Annotated in this window: 15 protein-coding genes; 9 read left to right on the top strand and 6 right to left on the bottom strand. The window is 54.0% G+C overall.

The window, feature by feature from the left end; genetic code table 11:
* Positions 1–122 precede the first annotated feature (122 nt).
* Complete coding sequence (locus tag OSC10802_RS0128730; RefSeq protein WP_017720230.1) at positions 123–905, top strand: RNA polymerase sigma factor SigF; 783 nt, start codon at positions 123–125, stop codon at positions 903–905.
* Positions 906–951: 46 nt separating this feature from the next.
* Here OSC10802_RS0128730 and OSC10802_RS56785 read toward each other — a convergent pair whose 3' ends face one another.
* The gene (locus tag OSC10802_RS56785; protein ID WP_017720231.1) at positions 952–1194 is read right to left on the bottom strand and encodes an endonuclease III domain-containing protein; all 243 of its coding nucleotides are present in this window, start codon (positions 1192–1194) and stop codon (positions 952–954) included.
* Between the two features lie 9 nt (positions 1195–1203).
* Positions 1204–1605, bottom strand: a complete 402-nt coding sequence (locus tag OSC10802_RS56790; RefSeq protein ID WP_017720232.1) for an HhH-GDP family DNA glycosylase — start codon at positions 1603–1605, stop codon at positions 1204–1206.
* Between the two features lie 91 nt (positions 1606–1696).
* On the opposite strand from OSC10802_RS56790, the gene OSC10802_RS42285 reads away from it, so the two are divergent.
* A complete protein-coding gene (locus tag OSC10802_RS42285; protein WP_017720233.1) occupies positions 1697–2281 on the top strand; it encodes a pentapeptide repeat-containing protein in 585 nt (194 codons plus the stop codon).
* Positions 2282–2617: 336 nt separating this feature from the next.
* Here the strand turns inward: OSC10802_RS42285 and OSC10802_RS0128750 are convergent, their stop codons facing one another.
* Positions 2618–4237, bottom strand: a complete 1620-nt coding sequence (locus OSC10802_RS0128750) for a YcjF family protein (RefSeq protein ID WP_017720235.1) — start codon at positions 4235–4237, stop codon at positions 2618–2620.
* A 220-nt stretch (positions 4238–4457) separates the two neighbouring features.
* Between OSC10802_RS0128750 and OSC10802_RS51415 the strand changes: the two genes are divergently transcribed.
* From OSC10802_RS51415 to OSC10802_RS51420, 4 genes are all read left to right on the top strand, one after another.
* Positions 4458–4634: a hypothetical protein gene (locus OSC10802_RS51415; RefSeq protein ID WP_017720236.1), complete on the top strand. Its 177-nt coding sequence runs from the start codon at positions 4458–4460 to the stop codon at positions 4632–4634.
* A gap of 133 nt (positions 4635–4767) precedes the next feature.
* Positions 4768–5379: a COP23 domain-containing protein gene (locus OSC10802_RS0128760; protein WP_017720237.1), complete on the top strand. Its 612-nt coding sequence runs from the start codon at positions 4768–4770 to the stop codon at positions 5377–5379.
* 1 nt (position 5380) lies between these two features.
* Positions 5381–6154: a S1 family peptidase gene (locus OSC10802_RS0128765; protein ID WP_232731774.1), complete on the top strand. Its 774-nt coding sequence runs from the start codon at positions 5381–5383 to the stop codon at positions 6152–6154.
* A 187-nt stretch (positions 6155–6341) separates the two neighbouring features.
* Entirely contained in the window at positions 6342–6656 is a 315-nt protein-coding gene (locus OSC10802_RS51420; RefSeq protein ID WP_155968530.1) for a hypothetical protein, read from the top strand.
* Positions 6657–6898: 242 nt separating this feature from the next.
* Here OSC10802_RS51420 and OSC10802_RS51425 read toward each other — a convergent pair whose 3' ends face one another.
* The 3 genes from OSC10802_RS51425 to OSC10802_RS0128785 form a co-directional block, all read right to left on the bottom strand.
* The gene (locus OSC10802_RS51425; RefSeq protein WP_155968532.1) at positions 6899–7147 is read right to left on the bottom strand and encodes a hypothetical protein; all 249 of its coding nucleotides are present in this window, start codon (positions 7145–7147) and stop codon (positions 6899–6901) included.
* Between the two features lie 31 nt (positions 7148–7178).
* Complete coding sequence (locus OSC10802_RS54995; protein WP_017720241.1) at positions 7179–10325, bottom strand: DUF1822 family protein; 3147 nt, start codon at positions 10323–10325, stop codon at positions 7179–7181.
* Positions 10326–10521: 196 nt separating this feature from the next.
* Positions 10522–10788 carry a hypothetical protein gene (locus tag OSC10802_RS0128785; RefSeq protein ID WP_155968534.1) on the bottom strand — a complete coding sequence of 89 codons (267 nt, stop codon included), beginning with the start codon at positions 10786–10788 and terminating at the stop codon, positions 10522–10524.
* Positions 10789–11566: 778 nt separating this feature from the next.
* Here OSC10802_RS0128785 and OSC10802_RS42295 point away from each other — a divergent pair.
* The 3 genes from OSC10802_RS42295 (at position 11567) to OSC10802_RS0128800 (ending at position 17009) form a co-directional block, all read left to right on the top strand.
* A complete protein-coding gene (locus OSC10802_RS42295; protein ID WP_017720244.1) occupies positions 11567–13420 on the top strand; it encodes a tetratricopeptide repeat protein in 1854 nt (617 codons plus the stop codon).
* A 111-nt stretch (positions 13421–13531) separates the two neighbouring features.
* Positions 13532–13705, top strand: coding sequence for a hypothetical protein (locus OSC10802_RS55000; protein WP_155968536.1), 174 nt, complete (start codon positions 13532–13534; stop codon positions 13703–13705).
* A gap of 34 nt (positions 13706–13739) precedes the next feature.
* Entirely contained in the window at positions 13740–17009 is a 3270-nt protein-coding gene (locus OSC10802_RS0128800; protein ID WP_017720245.1) for a CHAT domain-containing protein, read from the top strand.
* Positions 17010–17016: the final 7 nt, after the last annotated feature.

Here is a 17016-nt window from a genome sequence, read left to right on the forward strand (position 1 = left end):
GCTGGGAATGTGCTGCGTATCAGCATCATAACGTGCTTCCGGTCACAGCGGTTCCATCAGCACTCAGTCAGACTGAGTTAGGTGCATCCTTTTTGAAGTGCTCTACCCACAAGAATCTCATCATGGCTACTACAGTCACCAACGAACTGAAAAGTGAGAGCTTGGAACTATTGCGCCAGTACCAGAACTCTCGTTCACAGGAAGTGCGCAACAAGTTGGTTGAACTCAATTTTGGACTGGTCAGAAAAGAAGTCCACCACTGGCTCAACCAGTGCGGGGAAAGCTATGAGGACTTGCTTCAGGTCGGCTGCATCGGTTTGATTCGGGCAATTGAGCGGTTTGACATGTCCAAGGGACACGCTTTCAGTTCGTTTGCCATCCCCTACATCCGTGGGGAAATTCAGCACTACCTGCGAGACAAAAGTCCTTCCGTCCGCATTCCCCGCCAGTGGCTGGAACTGCAAAGTCAGGCTGCAGGGTTGATGCCGGCGCTGCAAGCCAAGCTGATGCGCCAGCCCACCGATGCCGAAGTGGCAGATGCCCTGGGAGTTGCTGTTACCGAATGGCAGGAAGTCAAGCTGGCCACGCGCAATCGCGCCCCTCTCAGCCTGGACGCGCCGGTGCAGGATGAGGAAGAAGGCACCACCTCCCTGGGAGAACTGATGCCAGACACCCACTACCGCAGTTTCCAGCTGGCGCAGGAAGACGTAATTCGCTTGCAGCAAGCCCTGGCAACGCTGGAGGAGAAAACTCGCCAGATTCTTGAGTTCGTGTTTCTCTATGACTTGACCCAAAAGGAAACCGCAGATCGCCTGGGGATTAGTGTGGTTACCGTTTCCCGCCGCGTCAAGAAAGGTCTGGACACGCTCAAGCAGTTAATGGGCGTCGGGGAAATTGAACAGTGAAAATTAAACATTAAAAATTGAAGCAAGATTTCTTCAGTTTTAATGATTAATTTTTTAAGGGATTGCGAGGACATAAATTGGCGACCGCACACCGGTCGCAGGCTGGCTTTTTGGCCTCACACACCGTCCGCCCGTGATAGGTCAGGCAAACAAACCAATTTCCCCACTCGGACTGGGGCAGGATTTGCATCAAGTCTCTCTCAACACGCTCCAAATCGGGCTGTTTGCTAAACCCCAGGCGCTCGCTCAACCGCTTCACATGAGTGTCCCCCGGCACACCGGCATCCATCCCGAAAGCCTAATGCAGCGCCATCGCAGCCGTCTTTCGCGCGGCACCCTGCAATGTGACCAACTCCTGAATGCTTTGCGGCACAAGACCTGCAAATCGCTCCACCCGCAGCCGACAAATTGCTTTAATGTTCTTCGCTTTGTTGCAGTAAAACGCCACCGGCTTGACAATCGCTTCTATTTCTGCTATAACAGCTGCAGCGATAGCCGCCGCATCCGGGAGCCGGCGAAACAGGTCCGGCGTGACTTTATTCACCAGCGCGTCAGTGCACTGCGCCGCCATAATCACGCCAATCAGCAGCTGCAGCGGGTTTTCATAATTGAGGGGACAAGGCGCATCGGAATACAAAGGTTTGAGACACTCCAGGATTTCTAACGCTCGCTGCTTGGTGCTGGAGATTTCCGCAAACACTGTCCTGATTATAGCGATTTTACCATGTAATAAGTGTGCATCTGCGAGACGTTCGCAGGGAGATAGTACAGGCTTTTGAGACAGCAGCCCAATGTCAAAGATGCACAGAATTCTCAAACCCTCCCCGATAGCGATTGTAAATTTGTTAGTGCCGGTGTGGTTAGCGGTGCCGGTGCTAGCTCAAAACAGTGACGATCTCAACCGGTTGCTAGACACAAAAGCATGTCCGAGATGCGATTTAAGTCGCGCCAACTTAGAGGGTGAGTATTTGAGAGAAGCCGACTTGAGGTTCGCAGACTTACATCGCGCCAACCTCAAGAGAGCCTCTATCAGGTATGCCAACCTGAGTGGTGCTGACTTAGAGAATGCCAACCTCAAACAAGCGGAATTAGATGAAGTCAAACTCAGGGAAGCCAACTTGAGGGAAGCCAACCTAAAGGAAGCATTTTTATACGGAGCAGATTTGAGCGGCGCTGATTTAAAAAATGCTAATTTACAGGATGCTACCCTATTTCGCGCCAACTTGAGCAACGCCGACTTGAGCCAAACTGACTTAAGGGGAGCTAACCTCAGACATGCGAATTTAAGGGGAGCCAACCTCTGCGACGCCAAACTGGAGGGTGCCGACTTAAAGTATGCCGATCTCCGAAATGCGGCGTGCGCCTATCAGTGGTGATATAGGAGTATGCACTTAGATTAGGACAGTAGGACAGGCGAGACGCCTGTCCTACGCCTTTTATACCTACGCCATTGATGTCTTAACCAATATGACTACTGCTATAAAACATCTTAGATCGTGTCCCCGGTTTCTGGGGGGTTTAAGAAACCGGGTTTCTGAATCAAGGGTTCGGGAGAGAGGCAAAATTTGTCGCAGAAACCCGGTTTCTCGGGGCTTGGGGATAAGAAACCGGGTTTCTCAATCAATGGTTCGGGAGAGAGTTTAAAAAGTCCGCGCAGGCGGACTTCGTTTGTATAGCGGCAGAATTCATTCTGCCGTGCTTGAGATGCTTCCCTACCAATCATCCCGGCGAGGCGGGCGATCTTCCCAATCATCCTGAGGCGGCAAATCCTCCTCCTCTTCCTCCTCTTCCTCCACCACCGGCTCAATTTCCTCAGAACTCACCTTCAAAGGCTCCACCACCCGCGCAATCGCATCCTTAACAAAAGCCTTGACAAATTCATCCTTTCGTGTTAGCTGAAACTGCCGCTGCACCACTTCCGTAATCCCGCCATCCCCCCAATCCTGATCCTGACGGAAATACTCAATAAAACTCTTCCCCGCAATCCGAGTCAGATAAGCAGCCGTCACCCCTTGAATCGCCTTGCCAATTGCAAACGTGCTCACATTCAGCTGCAGCGCCGCGCTCAGCAAATCAATCGCCCCCTTAACAATCCCCAGACTCGCCAGAGTTTTCGCCAGAGACAGCGCCAGCTCCCGCCCCCGCTCCACATTCAGCTCGCAGCCGTAGATCCTGCCGATTTCCACCACCATTTGGGCGTTAACCGCCGCCGCAGCCAGTAAATCCACAACCGGCAATGGCACAGCCGCAATCGCCCCCGCACCAATCCACTGAAACCGATCCACAATTTTCTCAGCTTGCCGACGGCGCTGGGCGTCAAGCAACCGCCGCGCCTCCTCCCCTACCCGCTGGGATTGCAGGAGGATATTGTCCGCCACCAAATCCTCCCCCTCCGCTCGCAGAATCGCCGCCATGCGCCGGATCAGCGGCATAATGTCCGGTTCGGACTCCAAGATTTGGCCATTTTCCAGCCGCACCGGCTGGGGGTTTGCGGCGATTGCCACCACATCCATCCCCGACACAAACCCCCGCACCCGCTCCCGCAATCTCGCCAGAATCGCTTCTTTATCTTCCTCTAGATAGAGGTCAGTTTTGTTCAAAACGACTATTGAGCGCTTGCCAATCTCTGCCAGCGCCCGCAGCGGAAGGAATTCCGACTGGCGCAAGTCGTTTTCCACGACAAACAGCAGCAAATCGGCTTCCGTTGCCAGCCCTCGCGCCAGTTCTTCCCGCTCGGTTCCCGCCACACCGGCTTCCAGAATGCCGGGGGTGTCGGTAATCAAAATCTCGCGCTCCAATCCCCTTAGCTGCAGACTGTAGGTTTCGCCCACCTCGGTGGTGCCCATCGGTGCCGAAACCCGCCCCACCATCCGCCCCATGAGCGCGTTCACCAGAGAAGTCTTGCCGGCGGAGCCGGTGCCAAACACCACCACCTGCAAGTCTCCCCTGGCCAAACTCGCCTGGATTTCCCGAGTCCGGCTGAGCAAAGCCTGTCGCGCCACTTCATCCTGAATCTGCTCCACCTGCTGGCGCACCGCTTTCAGGGTTTCCTCAGCCGCCTCAGTCTTTTCTACGGGAACCTTGGGCTTGAGCTTGCGCCTTTGCTTTTTGGCCGTCTCGGAGCGCTGCAGCAGCGTCATATAGTAAACAACCGCCCAAATTAAAAGTCCCAGCAGCACAACCAGCAGGAACAGCAGCAGGTTGGCCACAAAGGGAGAGGCAGACCACGAAAGTTGGCTGTAGAGCCAGGAGAGGGAAGAAATCAGCCAGATCATCAGCCCTAGGACTAGGGTGATGCCGGCGATTAGCGTCAGAAGGCGCGACTGAGGCATAGACGCAGTTCCGTTGGGGTAGGGGGGTATTTCCCAGCTTAGGGTTGGCCAAAGGCATTTGGGAGATCCTTTACCTTATTGTCTCTATCCTGTTCTGCGGTTAGCAACAGCGCAGGGAACCCGGTGCCGGTTGCGCCCGATACTGGGGTATATTCCGTATAATTGGTTTTTTTTAGAAAGAACCGCCAAGACGCCAAGGACGCCAAGGAAGAGGAGGAAGATGGAGGTTGCGCAGGATATTTATTGTAGCAATTGGACGGATATGCTCTACCGGGGAGCCACCGGTGCCGGTGCCGGTGGGGTGAGTGGGGGCAGGTTTCTAGCACTGGCCAAATTGGGAGCGGACATCAGACCTTGGGGGTGGGAGGGAACACCTGCCCTACGGTATAAGGCGTAGGACAGGCGTCTCGCCTGTCCCCAGCTGCTCCGCACGCGCAAAAAATTAAGATTTTTAACGAAACCCGGCACTGGAGTGTTTTTCTAATATAAAATTGTGTAATCTTAAAGCACGTCTGTTTCCAGGAGACGCCATGAGTGTGAAACGGGGATTGCTCACGCAAGCGTTTGCGGCCACAGCAGTCGCTGTGGCGGCCACTGCTACATTCAGCCAGCTAAGTACGGCACAGCCGGCACCCGGTCAAAAAGGCTTTTACTGCGATATGTCATCCGGTGTGCCCACTACGATGTACCAAAACAGTCAAGGGATCAGAGAGCCTTGGATTAAATGGGTTTCGGATGTTTTCTCGGCTTCTGGCTACGATCCGGTGCGGCGCTGTCAGGAAGTGAGCGGACGCCTGGAAACTTACCGGCGCAACAAACAGCTAAAGTATATCACGGTTGGGACGATTAATGGCGAGAATGTGGTTTGCACGGCTAGCGCGGTCAATCAAAGGTGTGAGGGGCTGATTTTTACGCTCAAACCGGGTCAAGATGCGGTGAAAACGCTGGATAATCTTTTGACGTGGCGTGAGGGACAAGCCGGTGCGCCATCGCTTTATGAAAGTGGGAAAATCCCCTATATTGATGTTAGCGGACGTTTGGGGGAAGATGGGCCGAGCGCCGCACCGGCTCCCCCAGTGCCTTCTAATCCTGTGCCGGCACCCCAGCAACCAAACAGCAGCGGCGGAATGCGGGATCTTTAAAGTGATTTCTGGCAAACTACTGGCGCTCACAGGTTTGTGCGTTTTGGCGCACATGTTTCCCGCTGCGGTGGCAATATTGCCGGTGTTTGCGGAGGTTGAATTACCATATTCTTCGCCAAATGTCAATGTTCAATTATTAGCTCAGCAAACGACGGTACGCATCCAAACACCCCACGCCTCCGGTTCGGGGGTGATTGTGGGCCGGCAGGGACAAATGTATACTGTGCTTACGAGCTGGCACGTTGTGGCGTTTAGTGATAAGCATACAGTTATCGCTCCGGATGGCCGGCAGTATGTGCCGGTGCGCCCACCGAGGCAGTTGGGAAAGATGGATATGGCGGTGGTTCAGTTTAGCAGTGGGGCTGTGTACGAGGTGGCGCGTACCGCCACGGAGTTGGCAAGGGTGGGGGAGCCGGTGTTTGCGGCGGGTTTCCCGATGTATGAAAAAGGTACATTGAAAACTACTTTTGACCAAGGGATTCGGGCATTTCGGTTTACGCAGGGAGCGATTTCCGTGCTGCCGGCAAAATCTCTCCCCCAGGGCTATCGGTTGGGATATACAAATGATATTGAAGTGGGGATGAGCGGCGGCCCGATTTTCAATAGCAAGGGTTTGTTGATTGGGATTAACGGGCGGGTGAAGAATCGCGATCCAGATTTTGGGGTGTATACTTTTGAGGACGGTACGGAACCGCCACCGGCTCTGTTGGAGAAAATGGTGAATTCTAGTTGGGGAATTCCGATTACGCTTTATTTGCAGTTGCAAAGGGCATAAGGTGGGAGTTAGTTTCTGGGCGATTGGAAAGAGACTGTTGGCGAATGCGTGAGGGGGTTAGACCTCTGGCTAGTTTGCTAGGTTCCTGGCGATTGAAATCGCGGCTATACAGACAAAGCCCGCCTGCGCGGGCTATTGAGAGTTTGTCAATTTCATTTACCGTTTTGAACTTGAATGGAGGATGGCAATGAGTTGGGGTGTTTCTCGGTTTAATTATCTGTCCGGTTTGCTGGCAGGAACGGCAGCGGTAGCGGCAATTGTTATCAGCGAGCCGGCGGTGGCAAAAAGCGCCAAGGAAGTGGCGAAAATTGCTGTTCCGACTACGGTGCAAGTTAACAATACTTTGAGTCCGGGCAATAGTGGTTTGAGAAACCGGGTTTCTGAATCAATGTTTCGTGCCGGAGGCAAAATTTGTCGCAGAAACCCGGTTTCTGGGGTCTTCTGGGGGGCTTCTGGGGGGCTTCTGGGGGGCTTCTGGGGGGCTGAGAAACCGGGTTTCTGAATCAAGGTTTCGGGTGGGAGGCAAACTTTGTCGCAGAAACCCGGTTTCTGGGGGGCTTTTTGGGGGGCTTCTGGGGGGCTGAGAAACCGGGTTTCTGAATTAATGTTTCGTGCCGGAGGCAAAATTTGTCGCAGAAACCCGGTTTCTGCGGGGGCTGAGAAACCGGGTTTCTGAATTAATGTTTCGTGCCGGAGGCAAACTTTGTCGCAGAAACCCGGTTTCTGCGGGGGGTTCTGGGGCTTTCAGAAAGTTGTGCGCGTGTTGAGAGCCTGCCCCTGTCCGGTATAATTAGAGTTGCGCTGTTCAATGATTTTATCAGCTTGCCGGCAACTTTCGGAAACAGAGGAGAAAGCGAAAAGAGCGCCGGCTTCATTGCCGTTGGAGATTTCACTCATTCCCTTTACTACGCCTTGGAGGCAGGTGCTGAGGGTTTCGATTTGTCCCTGGAAAGCTTCCGCAGCGCTTTCGCTTTGACCGAGCTGACCTTGCAAATCGCTGGACCTAACGCGCCGTGGGTGGGTTTCAGATAACAAAATCTTCCGTAATTGCCACATCTCCCACAGCCACCCTGACACTAAACCGCTCTCCCCGATCTCCCCCAAACTTGAGCTGGACGTAGTTATCAGCATGCCGCGCTTCAGTGTCTAAAAAAGTCTCGCCATCTTCATCCAGCACAATCAGCTGCAATCCGGGCGGCAAATAGGTCTTGCCCCGTAAAGGATACACCCGCACGAGAATGGCCACTTTCCCTTCACCCCCTTCACCCTTGGGCAAAAGTGCTACTATCAGCGCCACGGTGTGACCGTCTATCTGCATCCCCAAGTCTGTTACTCTTTGGACACCCAATGCCGGATTGCCCGGATCTATTGTGCGCAAACTCTCAGCCGCAGCCCAGCGAGTTTCCTCATCCTCTGTTGTGCGGATTAGATGAACAAGAGCAGCGCTCGCCCCAGCACTGCCACTCCCAATTTGTCCCAACCTTTGAGCGGCAATTCTCTGCCGGTATTCATCAGAACTGGTATAAATCAGGTCAATTAAATCCCTCACAATTTCTGGGTTTTCCGGTTTTATTTTTAGGCTGCGAAATGCAAAAGATAAATTGGAGTCTGCCATCCCAAAAAGTTCTTCAATCGTTTGCCACCCCTGTTCAACCGCCTTTCTCGCTTTCCTCTCCTGCTCCAACTCTCGCCGCCGGCGCTCCTCCTCTTCTTTCAAGAAGCGATCCCTCGCCGCCTGACTGACAATAATATACCCTCTCGCCACACTCGACAGCGGCACACTCTCCGCCAAATCCCGCAAAAAATTCTCCGCCTCCGCTAACTTTGGCCCTTGCAACAAATAAGCCACATCCTCAGGTTCCCCCTGATTTTGCCACTCTTTTGCCGCCGCCTCAATCGCCCGTTTGCGAATCAGCCCCTCTCGGTTTTCTTCCACCCACCGGCGCAAAAGTGGCCAGTGGCGAATCAGCGCTTCGTGGACAACATCCACCACCGCCGTTCTAGTAAAACCTTCCATCACTTCGCTCGTCACGACTAACTTAGCCGCCGCCAGTTGCTGAATCACCGGCTCCACCAGATCCTCCGAATCCATTTGCAGCAAATCCAGCTTCAGTACCTGCCTGCGAGTGTCTTCTGTTCCCACCCCCAACTGAGTCAGTTCCAAAAAAATCCGCTTAGCCACCCGCTGCTCACTGGAATTGAGCTTATCATAAACCTGCTGAGCGTGTAAAGCTAGCGCCGATTCCACTCCGCCAATTTCCTTGTAAGCTGCGTGCGTCAGCCGGCCATTTCGGGGTTTCTCCCACAGCAAACTTAAAGCAAACTCCAGCAGCGGCAAATTTCCCGGCTCCCCCTCCACTGCATCCAAAATCCGCTCCGTCAATCCCTCCTCAATTAGCATCCCCACCTTTTGCGCCGGCTCGGCGATTGCCCTTTGCAATTCCTCCCGGTTCATCGGACCCAATTTCACGTCAGCATTCTGCAAGGCATCCGCAAAAAGCCGGTCAGACAGAGCGTGACCCAAAAAATCCGCCCGCAGAGTCAGCACCACAGTCACCTGCGGCGCACTTCGCACTGCGGAAATCGCGCTGAAAAGCCACTGCTGGCGTTCCGAAGCGTCGCGACAGAGGGTGTAGAGTTCCTCAAATTGATCCACAACCAGCAGCATCTGAGAAAATCCAGAATTTTTATTCCGGATGCGCTCCACCACATCCGACAGCGCCAAAGAACCTTCCCCCAAAGCAGCGGCGAGTTTGTTAACTTCAACCAGCCGATCTGTCTCACTTAAATTAGGTTCCAGCACCGGCATCAGCGCCGCCGCCAGAGAGCGGAAGGGGCGCACCCCCGGGCGCAGCGACAGGATCAGCCAATTCCCTTGCGCACGCAAACGCGGAATCAGCCCCGCAAAAACCACCGAAGATTTGCCGCTCCCCGAAGCCCCAATTACCGCCACCAGCGGCTTTCTGCCGGCAGCAGAAACCAACTGCTCTGTAAACGTTTCCCGCCCGAAGAAAAACGGCGCATCCTCTTCCCGAAAAGCAAACAAACCCCGGTAAGGACAGGCGGGAATGGCTTGCGAATCGAGCACAGCGCAAATCCCCCCCAACTCTTGCCAAGTCGGAGGCGCTTCCGCCGGATTTTGACAGATAACCGGCAGCCAAGTCGCGCAGGGAAACTTATCTTCTATCCCCTGCAACCGCTCCCGCGCTTCCCGCACCGCCAAATAGAAAGACTCGCCCCGCGCAAAAGCTTTGAGATAATATTTCAAAAACTCCTGCGCCACCGCATCCGGAACCGGCTCTCGCATCACTATCAATTGCGGCACATGCAAATCCGCCAAGTCATTCGCCAATCCCAACCCGTCGCAAGAGTTGAAAATTGCCAAGCGCAACCCCCGCTCTACTGCAGTTCTGAGGGCGTGCTTTAACTCAGCTACCGTTAAACTGTCCGTCTTATTGATAGAAATCCGCCCCGTTTCCCCTTCCGTTTTGCTGTGTCCGGAAAAGCAGAGAATGTCCCACCCCCGCTCCCACAAAGCATCGGTTAGCTCCCGGCGCTGCGGTTCAGGCAAAAACGTGACTTCCGCCCCCGGTAGCTGTTCCAGCAGCGCCCTGTCCTGCTGAGTGTCAATCCCCTCACTATTCCCCAGAATAGCCAGGATTCTCACTCCCTTTTTCGGAGGGGCTTTTGCCGCCACGCGGTCATATTCGGGGGCGCTCAAAGCCACTTCAGCTTTGGTATAATCTTCTACTAATATCTCCCAGAGATGCCAGGGAAGCCGCTGGCGCTGAATGTCTTCCGTTTGGACAATCAGGCGAATGACTTCCGCCGGCTGTAATTTTTTGAGAATCCCTTCCTTGACGGGGCGAAACGCCTCAGAGTTGAGCCATTCATTGAGACTGTCTCTCAAGAGTTTGGCCGCCTCGGTACAGGGTTGAGTTAAGGAAACTTGAGTTGTTTGTTTCTTGGGCTTGTTCAGGCGGAGGGGCAGCCCCAAATTGCGATAGGCTGACTGCCACTGCTTGTAGATTTCGGGAATTTTGGGGGCTGCTGGCAACTTGCCGGTGAGTTCAGTTGAGGGGCGATCCCCCTCTTCCCCAATTTGGAGGGTGACAGTAAACCCTTGGTCGAAGCTGCCTTCCCCTAGTTTGAGAATAACCCATTTACTCATCGCCCTTCCCGGTTCTGCCCTGACAAGTTGATTTAGTCACAACACCAGCATAAAACAAATCCGCTGACAAGAATGTAAATTTTTTTATCATTTTTGTCAGCGGTGGGTTGTGGGATGTGAGGCGGGAGGGGTTCCGTGCCTGTGCCGGTGGGGACAGCCCAGGGGAGTGGACTGTGACAGAGGTGGGGGCGGGCAATTAACGACTGGACTGATCCCCGAACAGCATGGAGAGAACAGCCACACCGGCAGCAAACAGCCCCATAGTTCTCGCAGTTCCCAGCGTCGAGTCAGCGATGATATTCCCTTCCGTATCCACCAGCATCGTCTGCCGGCCATTTGGCCCTTCGTAGTGGATGAGGAACCCGTCTTCTCCGTCTTGATAGCCCAGGTAGTCGGCAAAGGGGTGGTACTGCTCAACGATTTGGCTGAAAATCTGGTGCATGACGATTTCAGAAGCAGACATTTCAAAACTCCTCGTGTTTTTGTCTGACGCCTACTTATCGGGATGGAAACGCGGAATTATGCAGGAGGGAGGAAAAATTCATCTAGTTGCTGGCAAAAAAGGGTATAGTGTTTCTGGCCCAGAAACCCGGTTTCTTAAAGAATAAGGGTTTCTCAGTACAGGACTTATGCAGTGACCTTAATTGTGTGGTGGGTTACGCGCTTCGCTAACCCACCCTACAGATAGAGGCTGTGCCAAAAAAGCTGTAGGACAGGGTGCCAGCCCAACTGCCGGTGTCGTATTCTGACCTGTGTTTGTAAACGTCACCGGCGTCCTTAATGGCTGTGTAAGAAATGTATTTGATAATGCTTGTGGCTGCTTGTGTTTTGTCTGACGCCTACTTATCGGGATGGGAATGCGGAATTATGCAGCGAGAGCTCACAAGTCGCGCAATTTTATGTTAAAATGTGTTTAAGATCCCCTTCCAGCCTGTGGCTGGGAACGCGGATTGGGCTTTAGCCCAACGGCAAACATTTTCAAGTTAGAGCCTACACCCCCGCATTGATTGGCCAACAGCTTCTTTCCAATCGCCAGGAACCTGGCTCAAAAGGAATTGGAACTTGCCATGAACAGCGAAAATCAAATTCCTGACGCCAGGTGCGCCGGCGAGACGCCTGTGCCTACGTCTTGAAGGCGTGGGGTGCGCCGCCGAGACGCAGCCACCGGCACTCCCCTGCCCCCTCCCCATTCCCTTGCCGGCTGTGATATATTGGGAAAAACTAAATCAGCCTTTAGGCAGATGAAATACGACGATAGCCTGGAAGCCTTGCTGCAGCAAGGGCACGACAAATTGGATAGAGGGCAATACCAAGCGGCGCTGGAGATATTCCAGCAGGCGGCGGCGCGGGTGCCGGCAAACGCACCGGCACTGTATGGGTTGGGTTTGGCTTGCTATGGGCTGCAGGAATATGAGGATGCGGTTGAGCATTTGACTGAAGCTTTGGAAATAAAGCCGGTGTGCCCTCTTGCCTTGGCGTGGCGAGGCTGGGCTTACCAACGTTTGGGCGAAGATGAGCCGGCAATCGCAGATTTTGAGCGAGCGATTGCAATTCCTGCCGGGGATTTTGAGGATTGGCGTGGCAGAGGGATGGCGCTGGAGGGATTGGAGTGCTATCAGGAGGCAATTGCCTCTTATGACAGGGCGATTGAAATCAAACCCGACAGCCACGATGCCTGGAATATCAGGGGCTATGCGCTGGGGATCTTAGAGCGCTATTCAGAGGCGCTTGCCTCATTCGACAGGGCGATTGAAATCAAACCCGACTTGCAGGAAGCCTGGTACAACCGGGGCAATGCGCTCCATAACTTAGGGCGCTTTTCAGAGGCGATTGCCTCATTCGACAGGGCGATTGAAATCCAACCCGAAAACGGCGAATCCTGGAATAACCGGGGCTATGCGCTGGGGAATTTAGGGCGCTTTTCAGAGGCGCTTGCCTCATTCGACAGGGCGATTGAAATCGAACCCGAAAACGGCGAATCCTGGTACAGCCGGGGCATTGCGCTGGATAATTTACGGCGCTATGAAGAGTCGATTGCCTCCTACGATAGGGCGATTGAAATCGAACCCGACAGCCCGGATGCCTGGTTCAACCGGGGCTATGGGCTGGGTGTCTTAGGGCGCTTTTCAGAGGCGATTGCCTCATTCGACACGGCGATTGAAATCAACCCCGACAGCGCCGAAGCTTGGTTCAACCGGGGCGTTGCGCTGGGGAGATTAGGGCGCTATGAAGAGGAGATTGCCTCCTACGATAAGGCGATTGAAATCCAACCCGACAGCTGCGAACTTTGGTTCAGTCGGGGCGCTGCGCTGGGGAATTTAGGGCGCTATGAAGAGGGGATTGCCTGCTACGACAGGGCGATTGAAATCCAGCCAGACTTGCATGGAGCCTGGTACAATCGGGGGAATGCGCTGTATACTTTAGGGCGCTATCAAGAGGCGATTGCTTCCTATAACACGGTGATTGAATTTCAATCCGACGACTGCGAAGCTTGGTTCAACCGGGGCGTTGCGCTGCGGGAGTTAGGGCGCTATGAAGAGGAGATTGCTTCCTACGACAGGGCGATTGAAATCCAACCCGACTATCACGAAGTTTGGTTCAACCGGGGCAATGCGCTGGAGAACTTGGGGCGCTATGAAGAGATGATTGCCTCCTACGACAGGGCGATTGAATTCAAACCCGACAAGCCGGAAGCTTGGTTAAATCGGGGCGTTGCGCTGGGGAACTTAGGGCGCTATGAAGAGGCAATTGCCTCCTACGACAGGGGGATTGAATTCAACCCTGACTTTCAGGAAGCGTGGAACAACCGGGGCAGTGCGCTGAGTAATTTAGGGCGCTATGAAGAGGCGATTGCCTCATTTGATAGGGCGATTGAAATCCCACCCGACAACTACGATATCTGGAATAACCGGGGCGTTGCGCTGGGAAACTTAGGGCGCTATGAAGAGGCGATTGCTTCATTCGACAGGGCGATTGAAATCCAACCGAACGACCAAATGCTCTGGAACAACCGGGGCTATGCGCTGGAGAAATTAGGGCGCTATTTAGAGGCGATTTCCTCATATAGTGAAGCCGTCAGACTGACTGGTAATTAAAACTGAAAAGGTTTGTAGTTGGGCTTTAGCCCAACCGGCTCCTGGGCGGAGGAGCCAGTTTTATTATGTGCCGGTGTGCGCAATTCCGAAGCGACTTAAAAAGGTTTGTAGTTGGGCTTTAGCCCAACCTGCTCCTTGGCGGAGGAGCCAGTTTTCTTATGTAGCAACTTGGGTTATATAGCGAGCCGGCTCCACAAACCGGCACCGGCTCGCCTGAAACGGTTCATCCCGCCCTACAGCCACCGGCACTCCCCTGCCCCCTCCCCATTCCCCAGCCGGCTGTGATATATTGGGAAAATCAAATTCAGCCTTTTGGCAGATGACAGACGACGGCAGCGTGGGAGCCTTGCTAGAGCAAGGGCACGACAAATTGGATCGGGGGCAATACCAAGCGGCGCTGGAGATATTCCAGCAGGCGGCGGCGCGGGTGCCGGCAAACGCACCGGCACTGTACGGGTTGGGTTTGGCTTGCTACCGGCTGGAGCGATATGGGGATGCGGTTGAGCATTTGACTGATGCTTTGAGAGTAAAGGAGGAGTACCTCTTAGCCTTGGCGCGGCGAGGCTTGGCTTACCAAGCACTGAACGAGAATGTGTTAGCGACGGCAGATTTTGAGCGAGCGATTGCAATTCCAGCCGGTGATTTTGAGGATTGGCGTGGGAGAGGGATTGCGCTGGATGAATTAGGGCGCTATGAGGAGGCGATTGACTCATACGACAGGGCGATTGAAATCAAACCCGACACCCACGAAGCCTGGTACAATCGGGGGATTGCGCTGGGTAACTTAGGGCGCTATGAGGAGGCGATTGCCTCATTCGACAGGGCGATTGAAATCAAACCCGACTCCCACGAAGCCTGGAACAATCGGGGGATTGCGCTGTATAACTTAGGGCGCTATGAGGAGGCGATTGCCTCATACGACAGGGCGATTGAAATCAAACCCGACTACCACGAAGCCTGGTACAACCGGGGGTTTGCGCTGGGTAACTTAGGGCGCTATGAGGAGGCGATTGCCTCATACGACAGGGCGATTGAAATCAAACCCGACTACCACGAAGCCTGGTACAACCGGGGGAATGCGCTGTATAACTTAGGGCGCTATGAGGAGGCGATAGCCTCATACGACAGGGCGATTGAATTCAAACCCGACAAGCACGAAGCCTGGAACAACCGGGGGATTGCGCTGGGTAACTTAGGGCGCTATGAGGAGGCGATTGCCTCATTCGACAGGGCGATTGAAATCAAACCCGACAAGCACGAAGCCTGGGGCAGCCGGGGCGTTGCGCTGCGTAACTTAGGGCGCTATTCAGAGGCGATTGCCTCTTCTGACAGGGCGATTGAAATCAAACCCGACTCCCACGATGCCTGGAATAATCGGGGGATTGCGCTGTATAACTTAGGGCGCTATGAGGAGGCGATTGCCTCATACGACAGGGCGATTGAAATCAAACCCGACAAGCACGAAGCCTGGGGCAGCCGGGGCGTTGCGCTGCGTAACTTAGGGCGCTATTCAGAGGCGATTGCCTCTTCTGACAGGGCGATTGAAATCAAACCCGACTCCCACTATGCCTGGAATAACCGGGGCGCTGTTTTATGTGATTGCTTGAAGCGCTATGAGGAGGCAATCGCTAGCTTTGATGAAGCCCTCCGACTAACCGGCAATCAATTTTGGCTAGCTTGGAAAAATCGCGGGATAGCACTCCTCAACTCACGAGGATACGAAGCCGCCATCCAAACTTGGACTGCCGGCATCAAAGCCCTCCAGCCGGAATATTCCGAATATCACCTGGGTGTGGGCGAGTTGTATTGCGAAAAAGGCAGTGCGCAGTATGATTACGGAAAGCGACTGCTCAATCCTATAAATAGAATAGCGGGACCGGCACTAGGGGGGCCGGCATTCAGAGCGCCCATCATTGGCGGCGACAAGGATACCCGCCGCACACTGGAACAGATCAACCCCTTCCCGCACTGGCAACAGGCGAGAGAAAGCTATGAAGACGCCCTCACCTTCCTGACGTTCGAGAAGTTCCCCGAACCGCACCTGGAAATCTTGCAAGACTTGATTACAGTCTGTTCCGACTTGGGCGACGCCAAGACAGTCGAGAAGTTGTGGGAAAAGGGGGCGCAACTGCTAGAGAAGTTGTGGCCAACCTGCGAATCTGACACCCAGAGAATCTCCCTGTCGCGGAAGTTTGCCACCTTCGAGCAATTGCTGGTGGATATCCGCGCCGAGTCGGGAGACAGGAACAAGCAAATTGAAGCGCTGGAATTGGCAGAAAAGCGCAAAAATACCTGTCTCGCCTGGATGCGCTACGGCTGGAATTTCCAATTCCCCAGCCCCAATTACCAGGAGATGCGACAGCTGCTCAATCCCCAAACAGCCATCATTTACTGGCACGTCAGCCCCTCCGCCCTCACCACGTTTATCCTGCGCTACGATAAAAAATATCCCATCACCCGCACCCTCAAACCCGTCACCGAGAAGAAGTCTTTTGGCTTTATCTCCCAGCCGGTTGTGCACGAACACAAAGCTCATCTGCCGGCAATCCGCCAGCTAGAAGACTTTGAAAGGTGGGTGGCTGACTGGAAGCGGGATTATCAGGGATACCGGAAAATCTCACCGAAAAGCTCACAGAAAGAAACCCATCCCTGGCGGGTTAAAATGGAGGAGCGGTTAAACGAACTGGCTAGAATCCTGGAGATTGAGAGACTCTTGACTCATCTCACCGGCATCACCCAGCTGATTTTGATTCCCCACCGCGACTTGCACCTGCTTCCCCTGGAATACCTGTTCCGGGGCAAAGGTTTCACCCTCACCCGCCTTCCCAGCGCCCAAGTTGGCATCCAGCTTGCCAACTTTGGAAATGCCGGGGAATTCCCTCTCCTCAATGTAGAGCAAGTGGGCAACCCGCCGTTACAGTTTGTCCACATTGAATCCTCGGTTATTTCCCTCCTCTACCCCAACCACCTGCGCCTCGGTGAAAACGCCACACCGGCACAAGTCATGGAAAGGCTGCAAAGCGATGCCGGTGCTTTTCACTTCACCGGACACGGCGATCACAACCTTGACAGCCCCCTGGAATCTGCGTTAATATTTAAAGGGGGGAAACTCTTGACCTTGCGAGATATCTTCGCGCTGGAAAACCTGCCCAACTGCAAGCTAGTCTGCCTTTCCGCCTGCGAAACCGGCATCACCAGCCCGCAAACCCTTGTCGATGAATATGTGGGCTTAGTCAGTGGCTTCCTAGCAGTTGGAGCCACCCACGTTGCCAGCACCCTCTGGCAAGTAGACTCGCAAGCCACCGCCCTGCTGCTCATCCAATTTTACCGCAATTTGCGGAAAAATAACGCCGTGCCGGCAATCGCCCTGCAACAGGCGCAAGAGTGGCTGCGCACCGCCACTTATGATATACTGGGAAAGTGGTATAACGAGTTGGCCTCCGAGTTTCCCCAAGGCGACCGAGCCATCCAGTTTTTCTTGGAAAAACAAGCCACGCGACAAAAAGAATTAGCTATAATAGAGCCAAATAAGCGCCCCTACGAACACCCTTACTACTGGGCGGCTTTCACCGGCACAGGGAACCTGTAAACAAAAC

This window comes from Kamptonema formosum PCC 10802 (assembly GCF_000332335.1).
Taxonomy (GTDB): domain Bacteria; phylum Cyanobacteriota; class Cyanobacteriia; order Cyanobacteriales; family Oscillatoriaceae; genus Oscillatoria.